General features: G+C 41.9%; 31 protein-coding genes and 2 riboswitches. Of the genes, 28 read left to right on the top strand and 3 right to left on the bottom strand.

Going from position 1 to position 26,470, the window contains the following annotated elements; translation table 11 throughout:
- The first annotated feature begins 8 nt into the window (after nucleotides 1–8).
- The 25 genes from ACFOZY_RS13305 (at nucleotide 9) to ACFOZY_RS13185 (ending at nucleotide 22,739) form a co-directional block, all read left to right on the top strand.
- Nucleotides 9–1,793 (top strand): acyl-CoA dehydrogenase family protein, encoded by a 1,785-nt coding sequence (locus tag ACFOZY_RS13305; protein WP_378156310.1) that lies wholly within the window; start codon nucleotides 9–11, stop codon nucleotides 1,791–1,793.
- Nucleotides 1,794–2,337: 544 nt separating this feature from the next.
- A complete protein-coding gene (locus tag ACFOZY_RS13300) occupies nucleotides 2,338–2,697 on the top strand; it encodes an arsenate reductase family protein (protein ID WP_378156308.1) in 360 nt (119 codons plus the stop codon).
- 70 nt (nucleotides 2,698–2,767) lie between these two features.
- Nucleotides 2,768–3,148, top strand: coding sequence for a glycine cleavage system protein GcvH (gene gcvH, locus ACFOZY_RS13295; protein ID WP_378156306.1), 381 nt, complete (start codon nucleotides 2,768–2,770; stop codon nucleotides 3,146–3,148).
- A gap of 178 nt (nucleotides 3,149–3,326) precedes the next feature.
- Complete coding sequence (locus ACFOZY_RS13290; protein WP_378156304.1) at nucleotides 3,327–3,668, top strand: toprim domain-containing protein; 342 nt, start codon at nucleotides 3,327–3,329, stop codon at nucleotides 3,666–3,668.
- A 10-nt stretch (nucleotides 3,669–3,678) separates the two neighbouring features.
- Entirely contained in the window at nucleotides 3,679–3,981 is a 303-nt protein-coding gene (locus ACFOZY_RS13285) for a thioredoxin family protein (RefSeq protein WP_378156302.1), read from the top strand.
- Nucleotides 3,982–4,046: 65 nt separating this feature from the next.
- Nucleotides 4,047–4,151: riboswitch (SAM riboswitch) on the top strand.
- Nucleotides 4,152–4,285: 134 nt separating this feature from the next.
- Complete coding sequence (locus ACFOZY_RS13280; RefSeq protein ID WP_378156300.1) at nucleotides 4,286–5,311, top strand: methionine ABC transporter ATP-binding protein; 1,026 nt, start codon at nucleotides 4,286–4,288, stop codon at nucleotides 5,309–5,311.
- Nucleotides 5,304–5,972: a methionine ABC transporter permease gene (locus ACFOZY_RS13275; RefSeq protein WP_378156298.1), complete on the top strand. Its 669-nt coding sequence runs from the start codon at nucleotides 5,304–5,306 to the stop codon at nucleotides 5,970–5,972. Before ACFOZY_RS13280 ends, ACFOZY_RS13275 begins: the two co-directional genes overlap by 8 nt.
- A 61-nt stretch (nucleotides 5,973–6,033) precedes the next feature.
- Nucleotides 6,034–6,873: a MetQ/NlpA family ABC transporter substrate-binding protein gene (locus ACFOZY_RS13270; protein WP_378156295.1), complete on the top strand. Its 840-nt coding sequence runs from the start codon at nucleotides 6,034–6,036 to the stop codon at nucleotides 6,871–6,873.
- A 155-nt stretch (nucleotides 6,874–7,028) separates the two neighbouring features.
- A complete protein-coding gene (locus ACFOZY_RS13265; protein WP_378156293.1) occupies nucleotides 7,029–8,231 on the top strand; it encodes a dicarboxylate/amino acid:cation symporter in 1,203 nt (400 codons plus the stop codon).
- A 103-nt stretch (nucleotides 8,232–8,334) separates the two neighbouring features.
- Complete coding sequence (locus tag ACFOZY_RS13260) at nucleotides 8,335–8,853, top strand: hypothetical protein (protein WP_378156291.1); 519 nt, start codon at nucleotides 8,335–8,337, stop codon at nucleotides 8,851–8,853.
- 292 nt (nucleotides 8,854–9,145) lie between these two features.
- A complete protein-coding gene (locus tag ACFOZY_RS13255; RefSeq protein ID WP_378156289.1) occupies nucleotides 9,146–9,322 on the top strand; it encodes a hypothetical protein in 177 nt (58 codons plus the stop codon).
- Nucleotides 9,323–9,584: 262 nt separating this feature from the next.
- A complete protein-coding gene (gene sufC / locus ACFOZY_RS13250; RefSeq protein ID WP_378156287.1) occupies nucleotides 9,585–10,364 on the top strand; it encodes a Fe-S cluster assembly ATPase SufC in 780 nt (259 codons plus the stop codon).
- Between the two features lie 17 nt (nucleotides 10,365–10,381).
- A complete protein-coding gene (gene sufD / locus ACFOZY_RS13245) occupies nucleotides 10,382–11,689 on the top strand; it encodes a Fe-S cluster assembly protein SufD (RefSeq protein WP_378156285.1) in 1,308 nt (435 codons plus the stop codon).
- A complete protein-coding gene (locus ACFOZY_RS13240; RefSeq protein ID WP_378156283.1) occupies nucleotides 11,689–12,918 on the top strand; it encodes a cysteine desulfurase in 1,230 nt (409 codons plus the stop codon). Before sufD ends, ACFOZY_RS13240 begins: the two co-directional genes overlap by 1 nt.
- A complete protein-coding gene (gene sufU, locus ACFOZY_RS13235; protein WP_378156281.1) occupies nucleotides 12,908–13,345 on the top strand; it encodes a Fe-S cluster assembly sulfur transfer protein SufU in 438 nt (145 codons plus the stop codon). Before ACFOZY_RS13240 ends, sufU begins: the two co-directional genes overlap by 11 nt.
- 20 nt (nucleotides 13,346–13,365) lie before the next feature.
- On the top strand, nucleotides 13,366–14,763 hold the full coding sequence (sufB, locus tag ACFOZY_RS13230) for a Fe-S cluster assembly protein SufB (RefSeq protein ID WP_378156279.1): 1,398 nt from the start codon (nucleotides 13,366–13,368) through the stop codon (nucleotides 14,761–14,763).
- A 419-nt stretch (nucleotides 14,764–15,182) separates the two neighbouring features.
- Entirely contained in the window at nucleotides 15,183–16,043 is an 861-nt protein-coding gene (locus ACFOZY_RS13225) for a DUF72 domain-containing protein (RefSeq protein ID WP_378156277.1), read from the top strand.
- Nucleotides 16,043–16,867, top strand: a complete 825-nt coding sequence (locus tag ACFOZY_RS13220) for a sulfite exporter TauE/SafE family protein (RefSeq protein ID WP_378156275.1) — start codon at nucleotides 16,043–16,045, stop codon at nucleotides 16,865–16,867. The genes ACFOZY_RS13225 and ACFOZY_RS13220 overlap by 1 nt, the downstream gene beginning before the upstream one ends.
- Before the next feature lie 14 nt (nucleotides 16,868–16,881).
- Nucleotides 16,882–18,258: a bifunctional metallophosphatase/5'-nucleotidase gene (locus ACFOZY_RS13215; protein WP_378156273.1), complete on the top strand. Its 1,377-nt coding sequence runs from the start codon at nucleotides 16,882–16,884 to the stop codon at nucleotides 18,256–18,258.
- An 81-nt stretch (nucleotides 18,259–18,339) separates the two neighbouring features.
- Nucleotides 18,340–18,465 (top strand): hypothetical protein, encoded by a 126-nt coding sequence (locus tag ACFOZY_RS13210; RefSeq protein WP_378156823.1) that lies wholly within the window; start codon nucleotides 18,340–18,342, stop codon nucleotides 18,463–18,465.
- The gene (yunB, locus tag ACFOZY_RS13205; protein ID WP_378156803.1) at nucleotides 18,410–19,078 is read left to right on the top strand and encodes a sporulation protein YunB; all 669 of its coding nucleotides are present in this window, start codon (nucleotides 18,410–18,412) and stop codon (nucleotides 19,076–19,078) included. The genes ACFOZY_RS13210 and yunB overlap by 56 nt, the downstream gene beginning before the upstream one ends.
- A 55-nt stretch (nucleotides 19,079–19,133) precedes the next feature.
- A riboswitch (Lysine riboswitch) is annotated at nucleotides 19,134–19,311 on the top strand.
- A gap of 122 nt (nucleotides 19,312–19,433) precedes the next feature.
- Entirely contained in the window at nucleotides 19,434–21,002 is a 1,569-nt protein-coding gene (locus ACFOZY_RS13200) for a Na+/H+ antiporter NhaC family protein (RefSeq protein ID WP_378156271.1), read from the top strand.
- A gap of 101 nt (nucleotides 21,003–21,103) precedes the next feature.
- Nucleotides 21,104–21,448, top strand: coding sequence for a YutD family protein (locus ACFOZY_RS13195; RefSeq protein ID WP_378156269.1), 345 nt, complete (start codon nucleotides 21,104–21,106; stop codon nucleotides 21,446–21,448).
- Between the two features lie 77 nt (nucleotides 21,449–21,525).
- The gene (gene hepT / locus ACFOZY_RS13190) at nucleotides 21,526–21,975 is read left to right on the top strand and encodes a type VII toxin-antitoxin system HepT family RNase toxin (protein ID WP_378156267.1); all 450 of its coding nucleotides are present in this window, start codon (nucleotides 21,526–21,528) and stop codon (nucleotides 21,973–21,975) included.
- Entirely contained in the window at nucleotides 21,975–22,739 is a 765-nt protein-coding gene (locus tag ACFOZY_RS13185) for a TIGR01457 family HAD-type hydrolase (RefSeq protein ID WP_378156265.1), read from the top strand. Before hepT ends, ACFOZY_RS13185 begins: the two co-directional genes overlap by 1 nt.
- 33 nt (nucleotides 22,740–22,772) lie before the next feature.
- Here the strand turns inward: ACFOZY_RS13185 and ACFOZY_RS13180 are convergent, their stop codons facing one another.
- The gene (locus ACFOZY_RS13180) at nucleotides 22,773–23,009 is read right to left on the bottom strand and encodes a YuzB family protein (protein WP_378156263.1); all 237 of its coding nucleotides are present in this window, start codon (nucleotides 23,007–23,009) and stop codon (nucleotides 22,773–22,775) included.
- Nucleotides 23,010–23,150: 141 nt separating this feature from the next.
- Here ACFOZY_RS13180 and ACFOZY_RS13175 point away from each other — a divergent pair, with 141 nt between their 5' ends.
- Nucleotides 23,151–24,218: an NAD(P)/FAD-dependent oxidoreductase gene (locus tag ACFOZY_RS13175; protein ID WP_378156261.1), complete on the top strand. Its 1,068-nt coding sequence runs from the start codon at nucleotides 23,151–23,153 to the stop codon at nucleotides 24,216–24,218.
- A 144-nt stretch (nucleotides 24,219–24,362) separates the two neighbouring features.
- On the opposite strand, the gene ACFOZY_RS13170 is transcribed toward ACFOZY_RS13175, so the two are convergent.
- The gene (locus ACFOZY_RS13170; protein WP_378156259.1) at nucleotides 24,363–24,722 is read right to left on the bottom strand and encodes a YuzD family protein; all 360 of its coding nucleotides are present in this window, start codon (nucleotides 24,720–24,722) and stop codon (nucleotides 24,363–24,365) included.
- A gap of 58 nt (nucleotides 24,723–24,780) precedes the next feature.
- On the opposite strand from ACFOZY_RS13170, the gene ACFOZY_RS13165 reads away from it, so the two are divergent.
- Nucleotides 24,781–25,017 carry a NifU family protein gene (locus ACFOZY_RS13165; protein WP_417281993.1) on the top strand — a complete coding sequence of 79 codons (237 nt, stop codon included), beginning with the start codon at nucleotides 24,781–24,783 and terminating at the stop codon, nucleotides 25,015–25,017.
- A gap of 143 nt (nucleotides 25,018–25,160) precedes the next feature.
- Complete coding sequence (locus tag ACFOZY_RS13160) at nucleotides 25,161–25,448, top strand: hypothetical protein (RefSeq protein WP_378156257.1); 288 nt, start codon at nucleotides 25,161–25,163, stop codon at nucleotides 25,446–25,448.
- 211 nt (nucleotides 25,449–25,659) lie between these two features.
- On the opposite strand, the gene ACFOZY_RS13155 is transcribed toward ACFOZY_RS13160, so the two are convergent.
- Nucleotides 25,660–26,388 carry a DUF2225 domain-containing protein gene (locus ACFOZY_RS13155; RefSeq protein WP_378156255.1) on the bottom strand — a complete coding sequence of 243 codons (729 nt, stop codon included), beginning with the start codon at nucleotides 26,386–26,388 and terminating at the stop codon, nucleotides 25,660–25,662.
- Between the last annotated feature and the right edge of the window lie 82 nt (nucleotides 26,389–26,470).

Raw genomic sequence — 26,470 nt, 5'->3', positions numbered from 1 at the left:
TGAAAGATATGTCAACTTCAACACAAGGGATGATTAAAGGTGGAAGCTTCTTGATCGAGGATGTGGATGTAAACCGTGTGTTTACACCAGAAGATTTCACAGATGAGCAAAAGATGATTGCCAAAACAACAGAGGAATATGTAACAAACGAGGTATTGCCGCTCGTAGAGAAACTGGAGAATCATGAATTCGAACACTCTGTAAAACTATTAAAATCTGCTGGAGAGCTTGGACTTTTAGGTGCTGACGTACCTGAAGAGTATGACGGACTGGGTCTCGACAAAATTGCATCAGCTTTGATTGCTGAAAAAATGTCACGTGCCGGCGGATTCTCCATTACTCATGGTGCACACGTTGGAATCGGTTCCTTGCCGATTGTATTATTCGGGAATGAAGAGCAGAAGCAAAAGTATTTGCCTAAACTTGCAACAGGCGAATTGATTGCGGCTTACGCTTTGACAGAGCCTGGTTCCGGATCGGATGCATTGGGAGCTAAGACAACTGCCAAGTTGAATGCAGAAGGAACACATTACGTGTTGAATGGTGAAAAACAATGGATTACGAATGCTGGCTTTGCTGATGTATTTGTCGTGTATGCGAAGATTGACGGCGAACAATTCTCCGCTTTCATCGTTGAGCGTGCATTTGACGGAGTATCCGTCGGGCCTGAAGAAAAGAAAATGGGAATCAAATCGTCTTCCACTCGTACGTTGATCTTAGAAGATGCAAAAGTTCCGGTTGAAAACCTATTAGGTGAGGCTGGCCGTGGTCATGTTATCGCCTTCAATATCTTGAACATTGGCCGTTATAAGCTGGGAGTAGGTACAGTTGGAGGTTCCAAACGAGCACTCGAACTGGCGATTGCGTATACAAACCAACGCCAGCAGTTCAAGACACCAATCTCTTCCTTCAACTTGACGAAAGATAAATTAGCGACCATGGCGTCACGCTTGTATGCAGCAGAAAGCATGATGTACCGGACGGTTGGTTACTTCGAAGACCGTATGAGCCAGTTAAGTGCAGAAGAGCAGAAGGACGGAAAAGCGATTGCGGCATCAATCGCTGAATATGCAATCGAATGTTCCATCAACAAAGTGTTCGGTACGGAAGTGCTCGACTATATTGCGGACGAAGCAGTGCAATTGCATGGCGGGTACGGTTTCATGCAGGAATATGAAGTAGAGCGGATTTACCGTGATTCCCGGATCAACCGGATCTTTGAAGGGACAAATGAAATCAACCGACTATTAGTACCAGGAACATTCCTACGTAAAGCAATGAAAGGCGAGCTTCCTTTATTGCAAAAAGCGCAAGGATTACAAGAAGAATTGCTTATGATGATGCCGGAGGAAATTGAAGACGCACCATTGGCACAAGAGAAATATTTAGTGAAGAACGCGAAGAAAATCGGTTTGTTGGCAGCTGGTATGGCCGCAACACGTTTCGGTACAAAATTGGAAGCGGAACAGGAAGTGTTAGTGAACATCGCGGACATTGCAAATAACTTGTTCGCCATGGAATCCGCATTATTACGTACGGAAAAAGCAATCGCACGTGACGGAGAGGAAAAGGCAGCACAGAAGATCCTCTATACAGAGATCTTCTGTCAAGAGGCTATGGAGCAAATCGAGAGAGATGCAAAGGAAACATTGATCGCTTCTGTCGAAGGAGACGACCTACGTATGATGCTTTCCGCGCTTCGTAAGCTGACCCGTTACAATCCGAAGAACTTGATCAAATTGAAGCGTGAGGCTTCGGTCAAATTGATCGATGCGGAAAAATATGTAGTTTGATAAAAAAAGGAGACCGGATCGCTTAAAGCGGTCCGGTCAATTTATTTAATAAACCTCCCAATACTACCGAACAGACTTTGCATAAGTCGTTTTTTATTAATCAGCAGTTCTCGCCACTTCGCTTTCCGTGGGCTTGGCTTCAGCCTCCTCGTCACTACGTTCCTGCGGGGTCTTCAGCTCAAGCTATTCCCACAGGAGTCTACGTGGAGAGAACTGCTTGTTATACAATTTTGAATGAATTTATCCACATAATACTATCTATTTTAGTATGTGCAATAAGCGGAAGGCGGCGACTCCTGCGGGACAGCGAGACAGTCCAAGACCCCGCAAGCGCAGCGAGGAGGCTTGGCGCGAGCCCGCGGAAAGCGACCGTCTGGAGAGATTGCTCCAGATATATCTTCTGCAGTAATAATAATTCTTTTTTAAACTTTACGATCGATTAGTCGATATGCATTGTTTTATCCTATTGAACCGAAGCATCCTGTCAAAGAAAGGACTTGTTCAATTCATTTTGATACAATGAAAAGAAAAAAGGAGATAATCCATGACACTTACATACTATGGTTATCCAAAATGCGGCACGTGCAGAAAAGCAAAGAAATGGCTGGACGAACAAGGGATCGACTATACCGACAATAATATTGCGGAAACCCCTCCGTCTGCTGAACAATTAAAGGAATATATCCAAAACAGCGGACTACCCCTTAAAAAGTTCTTCAATACAAGCGGTCTCAAATACAAAGAGTTAAATCTAAAGGACAAGCTACCAACAATGTCTGATGAAGAACAAATTCAATTACTTGCGTCAGATGGAATGCTGATTAAACGGCCGATTGTTTCAGATGGAAAAAAGGTCACTGTCGGCTTTAAAGAAAATGAATTTGAAGAGGCGTGGAGTCGTTAAATCATCTTGTATTTCAAGTGAAATTATGTAACACTTATGCTGAATGTATTTAAATGCTGGAGGGGTCCAAATGAGCTTGCCAAAAGAACTTAAATATTCAAAAGAACACGAATGGGTAAAACTTGAAGACGGCAAAGTACGTATCGGCATTACAGAATTTGCACAATCCGAACTAGGTGATATCGTATTTGTTGAGCTGCCGCAAGTCGGCGACGACATTAAAGTTGACGATGCTTTCGGAAGTGTGGAATCTGTTAAGACGGTTTCAGAACTTTATGCGCCAATCAGCGGTAAAGTAGTGGAAGTGAATGGACGTTTAGAAGACAGCCCGGAATTGGTTAACGAAGATTCCTACGGTGACGCGTGGATGATAGTGGTTGAGCCTGCCGATTTGGCGGAGTTGGATGCTCTATTATCTGCTGAAGAATATGAAGAATTGATCAATGCCTGAGCATACATGAAAACGCCGACATTCTGCCGGCGTTTTTTTCATTAACTATAAAAAGTGAATGAAACCGTGTGGAAAGGTGGATAACGGTTCATTTAGGGTAAAATGTTCGTATAGATGATCCGGAGAGTCAATTTACCCAATGGTATCTGCCGGAAAACGGTGATTAGGGGTGCTTGCGATGTTTGGTGAAAAAGTGATCATTGTAGAAGGTCTTTCTGATAAGAAAAGGATTGAGCCGCTCATAGCAGAACCTGTCGTCATTTTGTGTACGAATGGGACAGTTAGCCCGACGAGGCTGGAAGAACTGATGGCACCATATGATGGATCGGAACTTTTTGTCTTTGTCGATGCTGATAAATCGGGCGAGAAATTGAGAGCATTGTTTAAACGAGAATACCCAGAGGCGATGCATTTATATACAGAACCAGTTTATCGTGAGGTGGCTACCACCCCTATTAAAGTTTTAGCAAACCTACTAATGGCTGCAAATATTGATATACGCAGCGAATTTTTTGTGTAAGGGTGATTCGATGTTAGAATGGACGCGTGCGGACTTTGAACAGCAAAAAGAACAATCGAATGTTACAGCGTTTTACTTATATACGCCTTTATGCGGCACGTGCCAAGTCGCTGGAAAAATGATGGACGTTGTCGCGGAATTGGTTAAGGATGTGCCGATCGGCAAGGCCAATCTCAATTATTTGGAAGACTTGGCGATCGATTATGAAATCGAAAGCGTTCCGTGCCTCGTAATTACCGAGAACGGTGAATTGAAAGAAAAAATTTACGCTTTTCAGTCTGTTCCACATCTATATGAAAAATTGAAGAAATGACCTTGACGAAGATACTTTGCCGTGTTAAAGTAACCATTAATGTGTTTCATAATTGAATATGTTTGCTCTTATTGCGAGAGGTGGAGGGATGTGCCCGATGAAACCCGGCAACCGTCATGAAAATGAAATGGTGCCAATTCACACAAAGCGAAGGCTTTGGTAGATGAGAGAATGGACGATCGTTTTTACGTATGCGTAACCTTTCTGCTCTTCTTGCGGAAAGGTTTTTATTTTGGGGTAAGAATATAGATAGAACGCCAATTATTGAGACATACAGGAAATTTGGTTCGGAGGTGAGAAGGATTTGATTGAGTTAACTAACATTACGAAAACTTTCCAAACGGATAAAGGAACGTTGACTGCCGTGGACAGTGTGAACCTTTCGGTACGTCAAGGTGAAATATTTGGTGTGATCGGCTATAGTGGTGCCGGAAAAAGTACATTGATCCGGTTGTTGAACGGATTGGAAAAGCCTACTGCCGGAACGGTTACTGTGAACGGACAAGAAATTTCATCCATTAGTGGTCAGAAGCTGCGGAACGCCCGACAGAAAGTCAGCATGATCTTCCAGCATTTCAACTTGCTTTGGTCCAGAACGGTTGCCGAAAATATCGAATTCCCTCTTGAAATAGCAGGGGTTGCTAAAGAACAACGAAAAAAACGTGTTCTAGAACTAATCGAATTGGTCGGTCTCACTGGGAGAGAAAATGCTTTTCCGTCACAACTATCAGGTGGACAAAAGCAGCGCGTCGGAATTGCACGTGCCCTCGCCAATGAACCGGAAGTCCTTCTCTGTGATGAAGCGACATCGGCTCTGGATCCGGAAACGACGGATTCCATTTTGGAGTTGCTGGTGGATATTAATGAGCGATTGGGATTGACGATTGTCCTCATTACTCATGAAATGCACGTCATCCGTAAAATCTGTCATCGTGTTGCTGTAATGGAAGCAGGAAAAGTAGTGGAGTTAGGAAATGTGTTGGAGGTATTCCAATCTCCGAAACAACAGATCACGAAGCGATTTGTAGCTCAAATTACCGAGTCGGGGGATTCTATAGAAACGGTTTCGAAATTATTGAGTCAATTTAACACCGGTAAGCTCATCAAGCTTATATTCGTAGGTGATCGAACTGAACAGCCAATCCTTTCGAGATTGATCAGAAATTTCGATGTGGAAGTGAATATTGCTCACGGCAATGTTTCTCATACGAAGGGTGGAGCTTACGGAACCCTGATCCTTCACATTGACGGGAAACCCGAATTGATCAATCAGGCTATCCAGTTCCTTCATGATGAAGGAGTCAAAACGGAGGTGTTAACACATGCTTAGTCAGTTATTTCCGAATGTCGACTGGGAACTGATGTGGGAAGCAACTCTCGAGACACTGTATATGACAGCGATCGCAACTGCACTGACTTTTGTAATCGGTCTTGCTTTAGGGATTTTGCTCTTTTTGACAAGTCCTCATCAATTATGGGCGAATCGGTTTTCAAATATATTAACAGGTGCATTCGTGAATATATTCAGATCGATTCCATTCATTATTTTAATCATCCTATTAATACCGTTGACGAAATTCTTGCTCGGCTCCATCCGCGGACCGAATGCAGCTTTGCCGGCTCTGATAATCGGAGCGGCACCGTTCTATGCAAGGATGGTATTGATTGCACTTCGTGAGATTGATAAAGGGGTAATTGAGGCAGCGAGATCAATGGGTGCCAAGACTTCGACAATCATATTCAAAGTACTCTTCCCCGAGTCATTACCAGCTTTACTTTCCGGTATTACCGTCACTGCCATTGCTCTGATTGGCTATACCGCGATGGCTGGAATCATTGGTGCCGGCGGACTTGGAAACCTTGTTTATATGGACGGTTTCCAGCGAAGCAGGGAAGACGTTACATTTGTAGGTACAGTTTTAATCTTAATCATGGTGTTCCTCATCCAGTGGATCGGGGATTCCATTACATCCAGGATTGACAAACGATAAGGTGACAACGGGGGAACCCGTCCACATAGACATTTTGAAGACAAAAGGAGAGTTTACAACGATGAAGAAGTTTGTAGCAGGAATTGTATTATCCGTCAGTGCTTTAGCATTAGCAGCTTGCGGAACAAGTGATGAAGGATCTTCGAACGGATCCGGCAATGGCAGCGAACTGAAAGAATTGAAAGTTGGTGCTTCCAATACTCCACATGCTGTCATTTTAGAGCAAGCGAAGCCGCTTCTTGAAGAAAAAGGCATCGAGCTTGTAATCGAGGAATATACAGAGTACGTTATGCCAAACCAAGACTTGGATTCTGGTGATTTGGACGCTAACTACTTCCAACACATTCCGTACCTTGAATTGCAAATCAAAGACCACGGCTATGACTTTGTCAATGCTGGTGGCATCCATATCGAACCAATCGGAATCTATTCGAAGAAATATAAATCTCTTGATGAACTTCCGGACGGGGCAACTGTTTTGATGAGTAACTCTGTTGCTGACCATGGCCGTGTACTTTCTCTATTGGAAGCTCAAGGGCTGATCAAGCTTGAGGAAGGCATCGACAAAACTGCAGCTGAAGTTAAAAACATTTTAGACAATCCAAAGAACCTTCAGTTTGATGCAGATTACGACCCAGCACTTTTACCTCAAATGTATGAAAATGAAGAAGGGGACATTGTCGTCATCAATTCAAACTTTGCCATCGACAATGGTTTAAACCCGATTGAAGATTCTATTGCAATCGAAGGATCTGAATCTCCTTATGTAAATGTTATTGCAGTACGTGCTGGAGATGAAAACAAAGAAGAAATTAAAGCGTTGGTAGAAGTGTTACATTCAAAAGAAATCCAAGATTTCATCGTTGAAGAGTGGGGCGGCTCTGTCGTACCAGTTGAATAGTAGGGAAACGAGGCACCGGGCAACCGGTGTTTTTTTGTTATCCTAAGATACTGACTATTTCGACTTTTAGGTAAACCATTCACTTTTATAATTCAATGTGTTAAAGTGGGTTTATTATTTAGAAAAGACAAATGTACATATGGGGAGGACATGAAATGAAGATTAAAATTAATCTGATTTGGCGCATTGTCATTGCAATAGCTTTGGGTGTTGCACTTGGGTCATTTGTACCTGAATGGTTTGTACGAGTATTCGCTACATTTAATAATATTTTTGGCGGGTTCCTGAACTTTGCGGTTCCATTGATTATTATTGCTTTCATAGCACCTGGGATTGCGAAACTTGGAAAAGGTTCTGGCAAGCTCTTAGGTATAGCTACTGTTGTCGCATACACTTCAACAATTTTAGCAGGGGTTTTGACATTTTTCGTAGCAAGCAATCTATTGCCTTCAATAATTCCTAATCACTCAGGGGAGGCATTTGAAAATCCTGAAGAGTTCTTAGCATCTTCCTTCATTAATATTGAAATCGTGCCAATGATGGGAGTTTTAACAGCTTTAATTTTTGCATTTTTAATGGGAATAGGGATTGCTGCTACCGGCAGTAAAACACTTGGAAAAATCTTTGATGAATTCAATGTCATTATCGAAAAATTAATAACAGCAGTGATCATTCCATTATTGCCAGTTCATATCTTCGGAATCTTCATGAACATGACATTCGGTGGACAAGTTGGAAAAATTCTATCAATCTTTGCCATCGTATTTGTGATGATCATTATTCTCCATTGGATTATGCTGATGATTCAGTATTCCGGAGCAGGTGCTGCAGTAGGTCAAAATCCATTTTCACTGATCAAGAAAATGTTGCCTGCTTATTTCACGGCTCTTGGTACACAATCATCTGCAGCAACAATTCCCGTCACATTGAGACAAGCTCGTACAACTGGAGGTTCTCCTAAGGTTATCGATTTCACTGTACCTTTGTACGCTACGATTCATCTTTCGGGTAGTACGATTACATTAGTGTCCTGTGCGATCGGAGTTATGATCTTAAATGGTCAAGCGGTTATGTTCTCTGAATTCCTTCCGTTCATTTTAATGCTCGGTATTACAATGATCGCTGCACCTGGTGTTCCTGGCGGGGCAGTCATGGCAGCCCTTGGAATATTAGGTACAATGCTCGGCTTCAATGAAACCATGCTTGCGCTTATGATTGCACTTTATCTTGCTCAAGATAGTTTTGGAACTGCAACGAATGTGACTGGAGATGGAGCATTGGCGTTGATTGTCAGCCGTTTTTATAAAGAGAAAGAAACTGCAAAATCCAAGGTGATTGAAAAAGCAGTTGAATCATAATATTCAACATTTTAGAACTATTTCCTCCCTTATTTACTTTCAGTTATTACCGGTGTACGATATATCGTGCATCCAAGTAAAACCTTTAGGGGAGAGATTACAAATGAAAAAGTTCTTATTAACAACAATCGCAGCAGGTCTATTTTTAGCGGCTTGTGGCGAGGAAACACCAAAAGAAGAGACTACAGCACCAGCAGAAGAAACAAAACAAGAAGAGACTTCTAATGTAAAAGCAGATCTAATGAAGCTCTATATGTCCATTCCAAATACTATCAACGCTAATGATGCTGATTTGAATGCATTTGAAGGAGCAATCGGAGATGAAACTGCCGACTTGGCAGCTTTGAAGGATCCGGCTGTCGCTTCTGCACAAGCAACTGCAACTGCTGTTGAAGGAATTGAAGTTCCAGAATCATTAGTTGACCAAAAAGAAGCATTGGAAACAGCATTGGCTGACTTAAAAGTGATCTATGAAGACAAGGCAGCTGCAATTACTGCAGACGACACTGCTAAATTAGAAGAAACAAATGTGAAATACGAAGAAGTAGACGCTCAATTCAATGCACTTCTGGAAGAGCAAGGTTTAATCCCTTCCAGTATTTATAATGAAGTATCCATGTAAAAAGCTGTAGCAAAGGTCTGTCCGTTTTAACGGGCAGACTTTTTGTTTTAAAGCTTTTATTAATCGTGAATTTCATTCTAATAGAGTTGTATACAAAAGTTTGCATCAAAGAAAATCGTTTAAATTCACGGTTACCGGTTATATCTTTCAATGATCAGTGTTATAATGAAAATTCAGTAAAAAGACCTGAAACCATGACCATCAAATTTGATGTTTAATCAATTGTAGGTTGGGTATGGTTTATAGAGTCTTAAAATACGGAAGGGAATGGTTTATTATCCATCATATCGATATGGAATACACCGAGAAGATGGGGCAAGGTTTTCGGAGCGCTCATGGATTTGGTTATGAGGACTACCGGATGCGACATGACTTATTGATCAAAGTCGAAAAAAGAAGGCAAGCTGATTATGAAAAAGAGCGGTTGACTACTTCATTACTTGAAAGTCAATTACGAAATAACATATAATTGGGATAGACAATTGGAGCCAGTGCAGGACTTTGCACTGGCTCTTTCTGCTGTTAGACCTATTCTCAATCACCAAATCTTATTGAAAATGGGAGGTAGGATGCATTCGGGTTGATTGTCTTGAAAATTAGGCTATAAAAAGGCTTTATGGCCAACAAAATCAACTTTCAAAAGTTTGCAACCGTCCCTTATATACGTTAAGATTAGAATGATACTAAATTGAGAATCGCTATAGTGCAATTCAATTATTGGAGGTAATGGAATGTCGACATTGGTCATTAAAGATCTTCATGTTTCAATTGAAGACAAAGAAATTTTGAAGGGCGTCAATTTGACGATCAATACAGGGGAAATCCATGCCATCATGGGCCCGAACGGTACAGGTAAATCTACACTTGCTTCTGCAATCATGGGGCATCCGAAATACGAAATCACTTCTGGTACAGTCACTTTAGATGGTGAAGACGTATTGGAAATGGAAGTGGACGAGCGTGCAAAAGCAGGACTCTTCCTTGCTATGCAATATCCAAGTGAAATTGCTGGTGTAACGAACGCTGACTTCCTACGTACTGCGATTAATGCACGTCGCGAAGAAGGCGATGAAATTTCCTTGATGAAATTCATCCGTGAATTAGATAACAAAATGGACTTCCTTGAAATGGATCAAGAAATGGCACAACGTTACTTGAATGAAGGTTTCTCCGGCGGTGAGAAGAAACGTAATGAAATTCTCCAAATGATGATGTTGAAACCGAAATTTGCAATCTTAGATGAAATTGACTCCGGGCTTGATATTGACGCATTGAAAGTTGTTTCGAATGGTGTAAATGATATGCGCGGCGAAGGTTTTGGCTGCTTGATCATCACTCACTATCAACGTCTTTTGAACTATATCACACCGGATCATGTACACGTCATGATGCAAGGACGAGTAGTCAAATCCGGCGGTGCCGAGCTTGCTCAACAACTTGAAGCACAAGGTTACGAATGGATTAAAGATGAACTCGGGATCGAAGACGAAACAGTTGAAGCAGAAGCGTGATAAAGGAGACGATGAACATGACGGTTGAAACTAAATTGGCATTGACCGAACAGGACGTACGCTCCTTTTCATCAGCGAAAAATGAACCGGAATGGTTCACGGAGCTTCGTGTTCGTGCTTTGGATCAAGCGAACAACTTGCCAATGCCTAAACCAGACAAAACTAAAATCGATAAGTGGAATTTCACTGAATTCCCTGTCCATGCAGTAGAAAGCAATCCGTATTCTGATTTGAGTGAGCTTCCTGAAGAAGTGAAAGCATTAGTTCATGCGGAAGAACAAAAGAATATCTATATCCAACGAAATAATACACCTGCCTTTCTTGCTGTGTCAGAGGAGCTAACTTCAAAGGGCGTAATCCTCACGGACATCCATACAGCAGTCCGAGAACACGGAGAATTGGTACAGAAGTACTTCATGACAGAAGGTGTGAAAGTTGATGAGCATAAGCTTACAGCTTTACATGCTGCATTAGTGAACGGCGGTGTATTCGTTTATGTTCCAAAAAACGTGGAAATATCAGAGCCTATTCAAGTGATTTTCCTTCACGATGATGAAAATGCATCTTTGTTCAATCACGTATTGATGGTTGCCGATACACATAGTTCAGTCACATATGTAGAAAACTATTTATCCTTGGTACCAGAAGCAAAAGGATTAGCTAATATCGTATCTGAAGTGATCGCACTTGATGGTGCTAAAATCACTTACGGAGCGGTTGATGTATTGGCTAAAGGATTCACGACTTATGTGAACCGCCGTGGAATCGCTGGACGCGATGCACGCATCGAATGGGCACTTGGTTTGATGAACGATAGTGATACAATTTCCGAAAACTACACGTATTTAGTAGGTGATGGATCATTCGGCGATGCGAAAGCGGTTGTGGTTGGCCGAGGGAACCAAAAGCAAAACTTTACAACAAGAATCCAGCATTGGGGTAAAGCTTCAGAAGGCTTCATCCTCTCCCATGCTGTTGTAAAAGATGAATCCACTGCCATCTTTAATGGGATCGGACACATCGAGCACGGTGCTTCCAAAGCAAACGCTGAACAAGAATCCCGTGTATTGATGTTGAACGAAAAGGCTCGCGGTGATGCGAACCCGATTCTTCTGATCGATGAAGATGATGTAACTGCAGGACACGCCGCTTCAGTTGGCCGTGTCGATCCATTGCAGCTTTACTACTTAATGAGTCGCGGAATTTCTAAAGCCGACGCAGAGCGTCTGGTCATCCATGGATTCCTTGCGCCAGTTGTTAACCAATTGCCGATTGAAGGCGTACAGAAGCAGCTGACGGAGGTAATTGAAAGGAAAGTGCGCTAATGTTAAACAAAGACATACGTAGCTATTTTCCAATTTTGCATCAGGAAGTGAACGGTCACAAACTTGTCTATTTGGACAGTGCAGCCACTTCTCAAAAACCGGTGCAAGTCATTGAAGCAGTTAAAAACTATTACGAATTCGACAATTCGAACGTCCACCGGGGGGTTCACTCCTTAGGAAACCGGGCGACCGAAAAGTATGAAGGTTCTCGCGAAAAAGTTCGGAAATTCATTAATGCCGAATCCATCCAGCAAGTCATCTTTACAAGAGGTACGACAACAGCACTCAACTGGATTGCCAGTAGCTATGGCCGTGCTAACTTGAAAGAAGGCGATGAGATTGTCATATCATACATGGAACACCATTCGAATATCATTCCTTGGCAGCAGCTTGCAAAGGCGACCGGAGCGGTATTGAAGTATGTGGACCTTGAAGAAGATGGTACGATCTCAATGGAAAAGATCAACTCGACCGTAACTGAAAACACAAAAATTGTTTCTATTATGTACGTTTCAAACGTATTAGGAACGATGAATCCGATAAAAGAAATTGCTAAAGTCGCTCATGACAATGGTGCAATCATGGTTGTGGACGGTGCCCAAGCGGCTCCGCATTTGAAACTTGATGTGCAAGACTTGGATGTCGACTTCCTTGCTTTTTCTGGACACAAAATGTGTGGACCAACAGGAATCGGTGTTCTTTATGGTAAAAAAGAGTTGCTTGAAAATATGGATCCAGTAGAATTCGGTGGAGAAATGATCGACTTTGTCGGCCTTTACGAATCCACTTGGAAAGAGCTGCCTTGGAAGTTTGAAGGCGGTACACCGATTATCGCGGGAGCGATCGGTCTTGGGGCTGCGATTGATTTCCTTGAGGAAATCGGGCTTGACGAAATTGAAAAGCATGAGAAACAGCTCGCTGCTTATGCGATGGAAAAAATGTCGGTTCTAGACGGGTTAACCATCTATGGACCGGCTGATCCGGAAAAACGCGCTGGTATTGTAACATTCAATATTGAAGGCGTTCACCCGCATGACTTGGCGACAGTATTAGATATGAATGGTATTGCCGTTCGGGCGGGACATCACTGCGCTCAACCTCTCATGAAGTGGTTGAATGTGTCTGCCACCGCTCGTGCGAGCTTCTACATTTACAACACAGAAGAAGAAGTCGACATGCTTGTAGAAGGGATCCGCACAGCAAAGGAGTATTTTAACGATGTCATCTAATAATTTAGATCAGTTATACCGCCAAGTGATTATGGACCATTATAAAAAGCCGCGTAATAAAGGCTCTTTGGAAAATGGCAGTTTTACAGTCGACATGAACAATCCGACATGTGGAGACCGCATCCATTTGACGATGCAGGTTGAAGGCGACATTGTGAAAGATGCGAAATTTGACGGCGAAGGCTGTTCGATTTCCATGGCATCCGCATCGATGATGACTCAAGCCGTTAAAGGAAAAAGTGTTGACGAAGCACTACAACTTGCTGATATTTTCTCTAATATGATGTTGGGCAATGAGTATGATGATTCGCAAGATTTGGGTGATATCGAATCGCTTTCGGGCGTTTCGAAATTCCCGGCCCGCATTAAATGCGCTACTTTGGCTTGGAAAGCCATGGAAAAAGGTGTTAAAGAGAATAAACAATAAAAAGGAACGGAGGGAATACGATGGCTAAGAAAATGCCTGAAATCGGCGATTATAAATACGGTTTCCATGATAAGGACGTATCGATTTTCCGTTCTGAACGTGGTTTGACTCGTGAAATCGTCGAACAGATTTCTAAAATGAAAGAAGAACCTCAATGGATGCTTGACTACCGCCTAAAAGCATTAGAGCAATTTTATAAAATGCCAATGCCGCAATGGGGCGGAGAGTTGGGTGGACTTAACTTCGATGAGATTACGTACTATGTAAAACCATCAGAAGCCACTCAAAAATCATGGGATGAAGTACCAGAGGAAATCAAGCGTACGTTTGACAAGCTTGGAATTCCAGAAGCGGAGCAAAAATACTTGGCTGGTGTTTCTGCACAGTATGAATCCGAAGTTGTTTACCACAACATGAAGGAAGAGCTTGAACAAATGGGAATCGTCTTCAAAGATACTGATTCTGCCCTTCGTGAAAATGAAGAATTGTTCAAGAAACACTGGGGAACAGTTATTCCTCACACAGATAATAAGTTTGCAGCTTTGAACTCGGCTGTTTGGTCCGGTGGTTCATTTATCTACGTACCACCCGGCGTGAAAGTGGAAACTCCACTTCAAGCTTACTTCCGGATCAATTCAGAAAATATGGGTCAATTCGAACGTACGTTGATCATCGTAGACGAAGGGGCTTCCGTACATTATGTAGAAGGATGTACAGCACCTGTTTACACAACCAACTCTCTCCACAGTGCGGTTGTTGAGATCATCATCAAAAAAGACGCATATTGCCGTTATACAACGATTCAAAACTGGGCGAACAACGTTTACAACCTTGTAACGAAACGTGCAGTTTGTGAAGCAAATGCAACAATGGAATGGATTGACGGTAACATCGGTTCCAAGTTGACAATGAAATACCCGGCAGTCATCTTAAAAGGTGAAGGTTCACGTGGTATGACACTTTCCATCGCAATCGCTGGTAAAGGGCAACACCAAGATGCTGGAGCAAAAATGACACACTTGGCACCAAATACTTCATCCACAATAGTTTCGAAATCCATTTCGAAGCAAGGCGGTAAAGTAACATATCGTGGAATCGTCCACTTCGGACGCCGCGCACATGGTGCTCGTTCTAACATTGAATGTGATACGTTGATCATGGATAACCAATCGACTTCCGATACAATTCCATACAACGAAATCTTGAACGATAACATCTCACTTGAGCACGAAGCGAAAGTTTCAAAAGTGTCCGAGGAGCAATTGTTCTACTTGATGAGCCGCGGTGTTTCCGAACAGGAAGCAACTGAAATGATCGTCATGGGCTTCATCGAGCCATTCACGAAAGAACTTCCAATGGAATACGCGGTAGAAATGAACCGTTTGATTAAATTTGAAATGGAAGGAAGTATCGGTTAATCCGATCTTCATCCAATATAAAGCCCGGCCACTTTGTGGTCGGGCTTTTTCCTCGTTCATTATCGGTAATGCTGATTGAACTGTGATTAATGCTGATTCAAATAGATTTAATGCTGATTGAAGCAGATTTAATGCTGACTGCCCATCGTTTAGTACAACTTTCTAAAATCCTCACGAGCCACCTTAGAATATTTGGGCGATTAAACGAGAAATTCCGGCGATTAAAGAGAGTCCAAACGGCGATTAAAAGTGGAATTTGGGGGATTAAAGCATCTTTTTTGGCGATTAAACCCTCTAAGACGCGATTAACCACTCAAGGAGAGATTCGGAAAAAATCCACACTCGCTGTCAGCAGAAAACAGGATTGTCAAAACACCGTATGCTATCATATAGGAAAGATAGAGAAGGGGGCTATAGGAATGATACAGATCGGTCTGACCGGGTGGGGAGACCATCCAGACGTTTATAGTCCGCATTCAAGCAGCCGTGATAAGCTGAAGGATTACAGCGGGCATTTTCCGATTGTTGAACTCGACGCCTCCTTTTATGCGATACAGCCTGAACGGAATATTGAAAAATGGATTCGAGAAACTCCGGACTCTTTTCAATTTGTGGTGAAGGCGTACCAGGGTATTACAGGCCACCACCGGGGTGAGCTGCCCTTTGCGTCTGAGGATGAGATGTTTGAATTGTTTAGTCGTTCCATTCGGCCTTTAAAAGAGGCTGGAAAGCTGGCAATGGTATTGGTTCAGTTTCCGCCATGGTTTGATTGCCAGAAGAAGAATGTAGAGGAAATACGATCGATACGTGAACGGCTCAACGAATTCGAACTTGCGATAGAGTTCAGGCATCAATCGTGGTATCACATAGATTTCCGTGATGGGACATTGACATTTCTACGTGAAAATGGATTGATCCACTCGATCTGCGATGAGCCTCAATCCGGTGAGGGAAGTATCCCGTTAGTACCGATTTCAACGAATAAGGAAAAGGTACTCTTCCGGCTCCATGGCCGAAACATACACGGTTGGCGTAATCCAGGAGATGATGAGCAGTGGCGGAGGGTACGTTATTTATATGATTACAATAGAGAAGAATTAAAACAATTAAGTAAAACGGCAACCCTGTTGGAAAAACAAACAGACCGTGTCTATGTGTTGTTCAATAATAATTCAGGCGGGCATGCAGCGGCCAATGCGAAGCAGTTCCAAAAGATTTTAGGGATTTCGTATGAGGGTCTTGCACCGAAACAACTTGATTTATTCGGAGGAGAATTTTAATGGAATGGATTTTGCTGGCATTGTTGGCCTTATTTTCGGGTATCGTCGGGGCACTTGTCGGTCTCGGAGGCGGAATTATTTTAGTGCCCGCCACTATATTTTTAGGAATTACGATGGGATGGATCCCTGATCTCACGCCCCAAAAAATCGTTGGTCTGTCGGTCATTATGATGGTTTTCACAGGGCTTGCTTCGACCTTGTCCTATATGAAGAAGAAAACGGTGGATTATCGCAGCAGCCTTATCTTTTTTGCAGGGAGTGTTCCGGGTACACTAATAGGAGCGTGGGTCAATAAAGGATTGGATTTGCCTTCTTTTAATTTGTATTTCGGCATACTACTTTTAATAATCTCGACACTGTTATTAGTCCGTAAGTACTTGAAACCTGTGTTGTGGTTTGTAGAGAATGGAAAGAAGAGAGAGTTCATTGATCCCGCTGGTCGTCAATATACATATGGATATCCGATTTGGTTTGCCCTCCTCTTAACCTTCGGCGTCGGCTTCATGTCGGGCTTATTCGGGATTGGTGGCGGATCAATTATTGTCCCTGCTATGATCTTGCTGTTTTTGTTCCCGCCACATGTGGCAGTTGGAACTTCGATGTTTATGGTCTTTCTGTCGGCACTTGTGAATTCAGCCACTCATATTTCCCTTGGAAACGTACCTTGGCTCTATACGATACCGGTCATACCAGCCGCGTATATCGGTGCAAAATTGGGTGCTTACTTGAACAGTAAACTAAAATCGGAAACGTTAGTGACGATTTTGAGAATTATCCTGCTGTTAATGGGAATCCGCTCAATATTTGAAGGGATTTTTGGGTGAAAGAGGCGATTTGATTGATTGAAACGATTCATTTTTATCATACAAATGATTTACATAGTCACTTCCAGCATTGGCCGAAGATCCGGCATTTGTTGAATGTTCGAAAACAATGGCATGAAGAAGAGGGGGAGAGTTGCTTCCTCTTGGATATTGGTGATCACGTTGACCGTTCTCATCCGTTTACAGAAGGGACATTCGGGAAAGGCAATGTTCAGCTTTTGAATGAAGCAGGGTACGATCTTGTGACAATCGGGAACAACGAAGGAATCACGATGCACAAGGATCGTCTTTCAGAGCTTTACGAACAGGCGAATTTTGACGTGATTGTTTGCAACCTTTACGAAAAGGACGGAAGCAGACCTGCATGGCTAAAGCCATATGAGATCATCGAAACGAAGACTGGCGTTAAAATCGGTGTGATTGGAGCTACAGCTGCATTCACGCCTTTCTATGAACGTTTGGGCTGGACCATCACTCCTGGTCGTGAGGAAATCCGTAAGCAGGTTCATCTGTTAAAAGACCAGACGGATCTGATAATCATTCTTTCACATTTAGGCATTCATGAGGATGAACAGTTAGCGGAAGAATGTCCGGATATCGATGTTATTTTTGGAGCGCATACACATCATGTGCTGCACGAGGGGAAACAGGTAGGCGATACCTTGCTTACAGGTGCAGGGAAGTTCGGACAGTATGTAGGCCATGTCATGGTGGAATTAGATAGTGATCAGAAAACGATTGTAGATAAAAAAGCGATTCTATATGACGCGAATGAACTCGATGAAAGCAGTGATCAAAACTACGATGATGAGTTGATAAATAAGGGACACGAGTTGCTAAAGAAACCCCTATTTTATAACGGAACTGCCATGAAAAAGGAATGGTTCTCCAACTCCAAACTTAGTAGCCTATTTGGACAATCGCTCTTGGACTGTACTGGCGCAGATTGTGCCTTATTTAACGCAGGCATATTTTTAGATGGGCTTCCAGAAGGGAATGTCACCGCATTTGATATTCATCAGACCTTGCCCCACCCGATTAATTTGACAGTTGTGGAGTTGACAGGGGCGGAGCTGAAGGAAGCTTACCTGCAGTCTTTAAATGCAGACTGGCCAGCCATCGAAATTAAAGGACTCGGTTTTAGAGGTTCTGTAATGGGTAAGCTCATATGGTGTAACATGAAGTTAGACGAGGAAAAACGATTGCTCATTAGCGGGGAACATGTTGATCCCCAAAAGGAATATCGGCTTGCAACCCTTGATATGTTTACATTCGGTTTCTTCTTCCCGAGTTTTCAACGGGCACCAAAAATCTATTATATGCCAGAATTCATCCGGGATATCTTTGCAGATTATTTAATAAAGACCAAGCCGGAACCTTCAAAACAATAGGACATAATAAAAACCTCCTTCTCATAAACTGCGGAAGGAGGCGTTTTTTGTGCGATTTCCTCATTCCCGGAGGCGAAGAAGATGGAATATCAGATTGACACCGCTGATCATCCCCGTCCTTATTATTTCAATAGGGATTTTCTTAGTATTCGTGAACACACGATTAAATCCGATCTTTTTGGAGTATGCAAAAGTGCAGACCAATAAAATCGCTTCATTGGTCATAAGCAGAGCGACGAATTCACGTGTCACGAATGTGATGGACGTGAATGATATCATTGAAGAAGTTCCTACGGAATCGTCCAATATGGTCACTACACGTTTCAACACAGAAATTATTAATAGGGTACGTGCGGACACTACCACTTTAGTTCAATCACATCTTGAACAGGCTGAGCAAGGTAATCTGGAGCTTCTGCCTGAAAATGATTATGAATTTGATAAAGACGCAATGCAGGAAAAGGGTGGAATCGTGTTTTATGTACCGTTGGGGCAGGCTGCCAATATTCCGCTTATAGGTAATTTGGGTCCTAAAATACCCATTCGTTTTCACCTAATCGGTAATGTCGAATCCAATATTGGAACAGATATCAGGGAATTTGGAATAAATAATGCGTATGTAGAAGTTTATATCCATATGAAAGTGAATGTACAAATTATCATTCCAATGGCTACAACATCCAGTGTAGTTGAACAGCGTATTCCAGTGGCCATCGGTTTGGTAAAAGGACCTGTTCCACATATCTATACAAATGGTGATAGTTCTAATGCTCCTTCAGTAGAAGTGCCCCTTCCTTTAGACGCAGATCCACCAGAATAATCCTCTTGAATTTTCAGCGGTAAATTGATAATCTTATATACATTGAATTTAAATATGATGAGGTAGAGGCCGCATCACCTAAGAGTAGTACACGTGAGGATGACAACGTTGACCGTGTATGAAAGGAGGCGATGCCGAAGCCGGAATGTTCTAGTCGAGAATGTTGCGGTTGGGGATACTCCGAATAGGAGGATCACTGTCATCCGGACGACGGATGGAGAGCTATCGTCAGTAAGGTGAAACAAGACTTTTTGTTTTTCACGACAGCGATTGGTTAAGGCCGGCTACGGGTATAATGATGCCTGATGCCGGCCTTTTTATTTGGCCTCTTCCTACACAAAAGGAGGAACTATTCATGGAAGGTACTATTTTTTCAATTGTACCGCCTTTACTTGCCATTATAATGGTGTTAATAACTAAACGTGTCATCTTATCCTTGGGGATCGGGATTGTCAGCGCCGCTATTTTGGCTAGCTTATCCCCAACTGGGTTTGTGAAAGACATCTTTGCGTCATTCGCGACAACTTTTTGGGATGATGGAATAAACACGTATAATATATTCATCATCCTATTTATTTTACTTCTTGGAGTTATTACAGCATTTGTCAGCTTGTCAGGTGGAAGCCGCGCCTTTGCGGATTGGGCCGTTAAACGGATTAAGACGCGAAGAGGGGCAAAGCTTTTAACCGCATTCTTAGGGGTCATCATTTTTATAGATGATTATTTTAACGCGCTGGCAGTTGGTCAAATTGCTCGTCCTATTTCGGACAAGCACCGGATCTCGCGTGCAAAACTTGCATACTTTATCGATTCAACCTCTGCACCAATATGTGTCGTTTCACCGGTTTCAAGCTGGGGAGCATATTTAATTGCCTTAATTGGGACGATTCTGGCAGGACAAAGCGTACTGGAATATTCACCTTTGTCTGCTTTCATGTTAATGGTACCGATGAACTTTTATGTCATCACAACCCTTTCCATCGTGTTTTTTGTCGCAATTTCAGATTTTGATTTATTCCAAATGAAAAAACATGAAACATTAGCCCTTGAAAAAGGGATCTTATACGATGATAGTAAAAAGATTCCAGGAGAATTAAAAGAAGAATTTCCTGCACATCAGCATGGCAAGGTCCGTGACTTGGTTCTCCCGATTATCTTGCTGATCGTCTCTACAATCATCACAATGCTTGCAACTGGCTATGTAAATGCTGGCTATGAGTTGAATATTTGGAAAATGTTCGAGAATACGGACGTTCCCCTTTCTCTCTTAACAGGAGGAATCATTGGGACCATTGCGGCTGTAATCTTGTATGTCAGCCAATCAGGGAAAAATGAGACCTTTAGTCCGTCCTTGATCGGACTCGCATTTTGGAGCGGAATCAAATCCATGATGCCGGCAGTATTTATCCTGTTATTTGCATGGTCATTATCTTTCTTGATCACCAAACTTGAAACAGGGGACTATTTAGCCCAAGTAGTAACCGCATTTGATCTTCCGACTGGCTTATTGCCATTCTTACTATTCATCTTGGCGGCATTTATAGCATTCTCTACAGGCTCATCGTGGGGTTCCTTTGGGATTCTTCTCCCGATTGCCGGTGAAATCATGATTACTGCAGATATTGACTTGCTCTTGCCTGCACTCTCTGCGGTATTAGCCGGATCCGTTTTTGGGGACCATGCGTCACCGATCTCCGATTCGACTATTCTCTCTTCTACAGGAGCTGGGAGTAACCACATCGATCATGTCATCACACAGTTGCCATATGCAATTATTTCTGCTGTCATTGCTGCTGTAGGATTTTTAATCTTAGGGCTTACGGAGTCCGTTGCAATTTCTATGGTGGCTGTTGTAGTGATCCTATTAGTTCTATTTGTTGTGTGGTCAAAGCGAATTAAGTCTACAGTTGAACCCTCGAAATAATTCTGGGTGTTTGTGACCTGTTTGGATTAGATAGTTATTGTCCAGGACATCTGATTATGTTACATTGACATATATCCGAACTAAAAACTGGTGGTGAAGAAATGATTGTCGTAGACAAAACACAATACGAGCTTTTAACGGACTACCGGAATGGTTTTGAAGAGGAAGCTTTCCAAAGCCGGTATTCGGATATATTATCTAAATATGACTATATCGTCGGTGACTGGGGCTATGGACAACTACGGCTGAAAGGCTTTTTTGAAGACCGCAATCACAAGGCGACTTATGAAACTAAAATCAGCACACTCCAAGACTATATATATGAATACTGCAATTTTGGATGCGCCTATTTTGTATTAAAAAAAACCGGAAAAGTGAAAGAAGAAGAACCGGTATATGGAACGATTCATGTCGAAATGGAAGAGCAGCAATCGGAGGAAGTTTGACTCCGATTGCTCTTTTTTTTATTTTCGCCGAATGTGGTAGGATAGAGGAGAGAATGATTCAAACTGGAGGAAACATCATGTATTTTATTGATCGCAAAAAAATCACCGAAACGTTAACATATATGGAGCGATTATTAGATGGGTATGAGAGAAATGAGAAATGGAACGCAGATATCATTCATGAATTAGCTCTTGAGAAGTTGGTCCAAAACGTAATCGAGTCAATCATTGATGTCGGAAATTCAATGATCGATGGGTTCATCATGCGAGATCCTGGCAGCTATGAAGATATTTTGGATATTCTATTGGATGAAAAAGTCATTTCCCAGGAAATGCATGCTCCACTGGTTAAAGTAATTGGACTTAGAAAAATGCTGGTGCGTGACTTCGTCAAAGTAGATACAGATCTTGTCATTTCCATTATGAATGAAGGAATGGAAGCACTAAAACAGTTCGCTCCTGCAGTCAGAGCCTACTTGGAAAACGAACTGGGAGCAGTGTCCGCCTTCATGCCGGAGGGACAATAATGAAACGATATAAAGCGTATTGCTTCGACTTGGACGGGACTGTCTACAGAGGAGATGAACCGATCTTAGAGGCAGTTGAGTTTGTTAATAAGCTTACACGAAGCGGGATTAATCCGTTCTTTGTAACGAATAACGCATCCAAGACCCCCGCTCAGTTATTGGCCAAATTAACTTCATACGGAATAAAAACTTCTGAATCACAAATTATGACTTCCGCTATTGCCGCTTCTTTGTTCATAAAGGAGCAGCACCCTGACGCACGTGTCTATATGATTGGGGAAGCCGGTTTGCATGACGCGTTAGTAAGTCAGGAGCTTAACCTCGTAGAAAAGGATGCAGATGTTTTCGTCATGGGAATCGACCGTGACATCACGTATGAAAAACTTGCACGGGCTTGTGTGGAAGTTCGGAATGGTGCAAAATTCATTGCAACGAATAGTGACAAGGTTTTTCCTACAGAGAGAGGCCTGATTCCTGGAAATGGCTCTTTTGTGGCATTAATCGAGGCGGCTACTGATGTAAAGGCGCTCTACATAGGAAAACCCCAACCTCATTTGCTTGAAGCCATTATGGTAAAGCATGGGTTTACAAAAGAAGAAATGGTCATGATCGGCGATAACTATACGACAGATATTTTAGCTGGTATTAATTTTGGAATCGACACGGTTCATGTTAACACCGGGGTCACATCTGCTGAACAAGTGAAGCAGGAGAGTGCGGGACCGACATACTATCTCGAAGACTTATCCCAGTGGAAAATATAAAAAAGTTATCCTATCAAAGGATAACTTTTATAATCAAAACATCGGGTTTTCTTCGATGTATTCATACACTTTTTGGACCAGTTCTTCTGAAGTATCTGCCTCTACGATATCGCCGTTCACCAGGCAATATAACCCCATAGAGCAAGTTGTGCAATAACTGAGACAGCCATATTCAAGAACATCCAAATTTGTATCCTGCTCGAGAATATCGAAAGCCTCTTGTGATCCGTTTGCCATGTTGCTTATACAAAATTCGATTATCGGATTCACAAATTTCACCTCTTTCAAACGAAATGCTACTCGATTTCCGTGGATACGTCAAATACTGACCATTATTGTGAAACTTATCACAATCAGCTATACTATTTATATATTATTACTTACATATTCTTATGTTTAAAGGAGATACGTATGCGAAAATTAGTCTTACTTGGCGGTGGTTATGGTAATATCCGGATTCTTCTCCGACTTTTGCCGAATAACTTGCCGGAGGATGTAGAAATCACATTAGTAGACCGTACTCCGTTCCATAGTTTAAAAACCGAATTTTATGCTCTTGCTGCTGGCACTGTTTCTGATGCAGATGTAAGGGTTCAATTCCCGCAGCATGAACGGCTAAAGGTTGCGAACGGCGAAATTATTGATATTGATGTGAAAGAAAAAATGGTATTTCTTGATAATGGTGATCGGATCAGTTATGACGATTTAGTGATCGGGCTTGGTTGTGAAGATAAATATCATAACGTGCCGGGTGCGGATGAATTTACGTATAGCATCCAGACGATTGCGAAAGCGAGAGAGACGTACCAATCCTTATTGGGATTGGATCCCGGAGCTATTGTAGGAATCGTAGGAGCAGGGTTGAGTGGAATTGAGTTGGCGAGTGAGTTGCATGAAAGCCGCCCTGACTTAAGGATTAAATTGTTTGACCGTAGTCCTCGGATTCTAAGAGATTTCCCGGAAAGATTGAGCAATTACGTTAAAGGGTGGTTTGAGGACCACGATGTAGAGGTGATCAGCAACTCGAATATTACAAAGGTAGAGCCTAATTTACTTTATAATCATGATCAAACGATTGAAGTAGATGCCGTCGTCTGGACAGCCGGAATCCAACCAGTCAAAACTGTACGTAAGTTGGATGTTGAGAAAGATAAATCCGGAAGGGTAATCGTGACCCAATACCATCATGTTCCAGCGAATGAGCATATTTACGTAGTAGGTGATTGCGCTGCTTCCACATTTGCTCCGAGCGCATATTTGGCCGAGGAACAAGCGGAACAGATTGTTAAAGTGCTAAAAGCCAAATGGAATGGTGAAGATCTCCCTGAGAAAATGCCGAAAATTAAACTTAAAGGTTTCATGGGATCACTTGGTAAAAAAGAAGGGTTTGCCTATTTAGCAGACCGTACCGTTACCGGAAAGATCGCCCGTCTGTTAAAATCCGGAGTCCTCTGGATGTATAAATGGCATAACGGATGAAGAAAATCCGTGGGCTTGAAGGTTGCAGGTCATGCAAACTTTCCCGCACGATGCGGTGTACTTTTGTTGCGAACTGAACCGCTGACTTCATTTTCATCCACAAAACCCGCAAACAACAGTTTGCGGGTTCTTCTATGGTTTCTTCTATTTAGCAGGCTCTTGAAATCCATGCTTTTCTAATTCAGCTAATACCGGCTTCAATTGAATGTAGCCTTCACCGACAACTTCGCCCTCTATCATGACAAGGGGATAGAAGAATTCATCATCGAGTACACGTTGGGCAATTTTAGCCTGGCGATCATCTTCAATTGGTTTCTCAATATCAATATACTCAATTGAGAATGGGTATTCAGGGTATTTACGGCGGATTGCAGCGTCTAACCATTCGTATGTGTCCTTGGAGGAAGGAGCATTCACACAGCTCGCACAAATAATATCCGCTCCATATATTTCAACCGAAACAGGGACTTTGTTCAAAAATATTACATCCTTTCTAATTTCCATGATGGATTTTTTTCTTACTTCACATTATAATAATTATAAGGAAAGGAGTCGACAAAATATGACCGAAACAATGATGAGAGAATCAGTTCAAGAAGTTTTAAATAAATTACGTCCATTCTTACTACGTGATGGCGGGGACTGTGAATTGATTGATGTCGAGGACGGCATTGTCAAGCTCCGTTTGCTTGGTGCTTGCGGCAGCTGCCCAAGTTCAACGATTACACTTAAAGCTGGTATTGAACGTGCGCTATTGGAAGAAGTTCCAGGCGTAGTCGAAGTAGAACAAGTATTTTAATAAATAAAAGGGATCGAACCTGATCCCTTTTTTATTTTCTCTAAATATGTATGCATGACGCGGAAATCGGTAGGATTTGTACTAAGTAATTATAACCGATAGTAAAGCCCCCTTGTGAATACACTATATTTAGGGGGGATTTAATGAAAGAAGTAAGCAGGGATACTTTAGAACTTAAAAACTCACTTAGTTCATTTGAAAAGAGTGTTATTAGATCAATTGTAAGAAGGTGGTATAGGCACTATTCAGATGAAATAATATTTAATGGCGATTATGAAATAGGAGACTATGCCAGCTTACATTTTGTTTTTGAAGACCAAGAATTAGAAGATGATTTAATTATTGATCATTTTGCATTAACCATTAGTAACAAAGTCGTCCTATTTACAACCGATGAATACGGTAAGAATCAAAAATGTTTTATAATTTGATTAATAAAATGATAACGTTTATCGGTATTTAAACCAAAAAAATCAGCAGCAAAACCAGAATCGGTAATAAGTCTATAATAATCGGTAGTAAACCCATCATAATCGGTAGTAAACATATATCACAATCGGTAGTAAACCCTGTCAATCGTTACAAGACAAGTTAACCGAGATCATAAACATAAACCATGCCATTTAGTGAAACACTTGCTTTCTATTTCAATTGATGTTCTTTCTCTTCACGGATTAAGCGCCATTGTTCTTTTGCCATTTCAATAACTTTTGGTTCAATTGAGGTTTTTTGTTTTTCAATGACTCGTGAAAAGTATCGAGTTGCCTCTTCAATATCACCTAAGCGCCTGGAAAGTTCAGCAATCATATACAAGACACGTTCTTCTGACATTTGGGTTCCTTCATAATCTTGTTGAGTATACGATTCAATATACAAATCACGTGAGATGAGAAGGAATCGCTTCTCTTGTTCAGGATTGTCTAAATTCCGATACAGCCAAGCGGTTCGTAGTGTAATTCCTGCCAGTGCGATCGATTTTTCTTTTTTAATCGAACCACTTAAAAATGCCAGCTTATAAGCAGCTATTGCTTCTTCAATCGTGCGTTCTCCTCCATAAGAGCGATTCACCCATTTTGAGGCGATTTGTGCATCGATTTGTTCTTTAATGGCCGGAGCAAAGTATTTGGAAAAGTCGTCTGTATATGCAAATCCACAGTGTTCGCAAACCATGATATAGTAATACAGAGGATTGATGTCATTTGCATAAAGAGGTTGAAAATCTGACTCTTGGGAGTGAAGTTTTACAAACTTCGATCGGATTTTTGTCGTGTTAAATTTCTTGCGGCAATGTAGACATTCAATTTGTTTTGTGTAGTAGGGCGATAGTTCCATTTCGTTCCCCTCGTTTCGTATGACATTATTACCATTCATTATAACTCAAAATTCTTGCAATGAATGCTCTTTCTTGTCACAAATTAGGGAAAACGATAAGATAGAAAGTAAGAAGAAAGGA

The sequence above is a fragment of the Chungangia koreensis genome (genome assembly GCF_042651785.1).
Classification (GTDB): domain Bacteria; phylum Bacillota; class Bacilli; order Bacillales_A; family Planococcaceae; genus Chungangia; species Chungangia koreensis.
The sequence above is the reverse complement of the archived record's forward strand: the minus strand, read 5'-3'. Positions and strand labels throughout refer to the sequence as shown.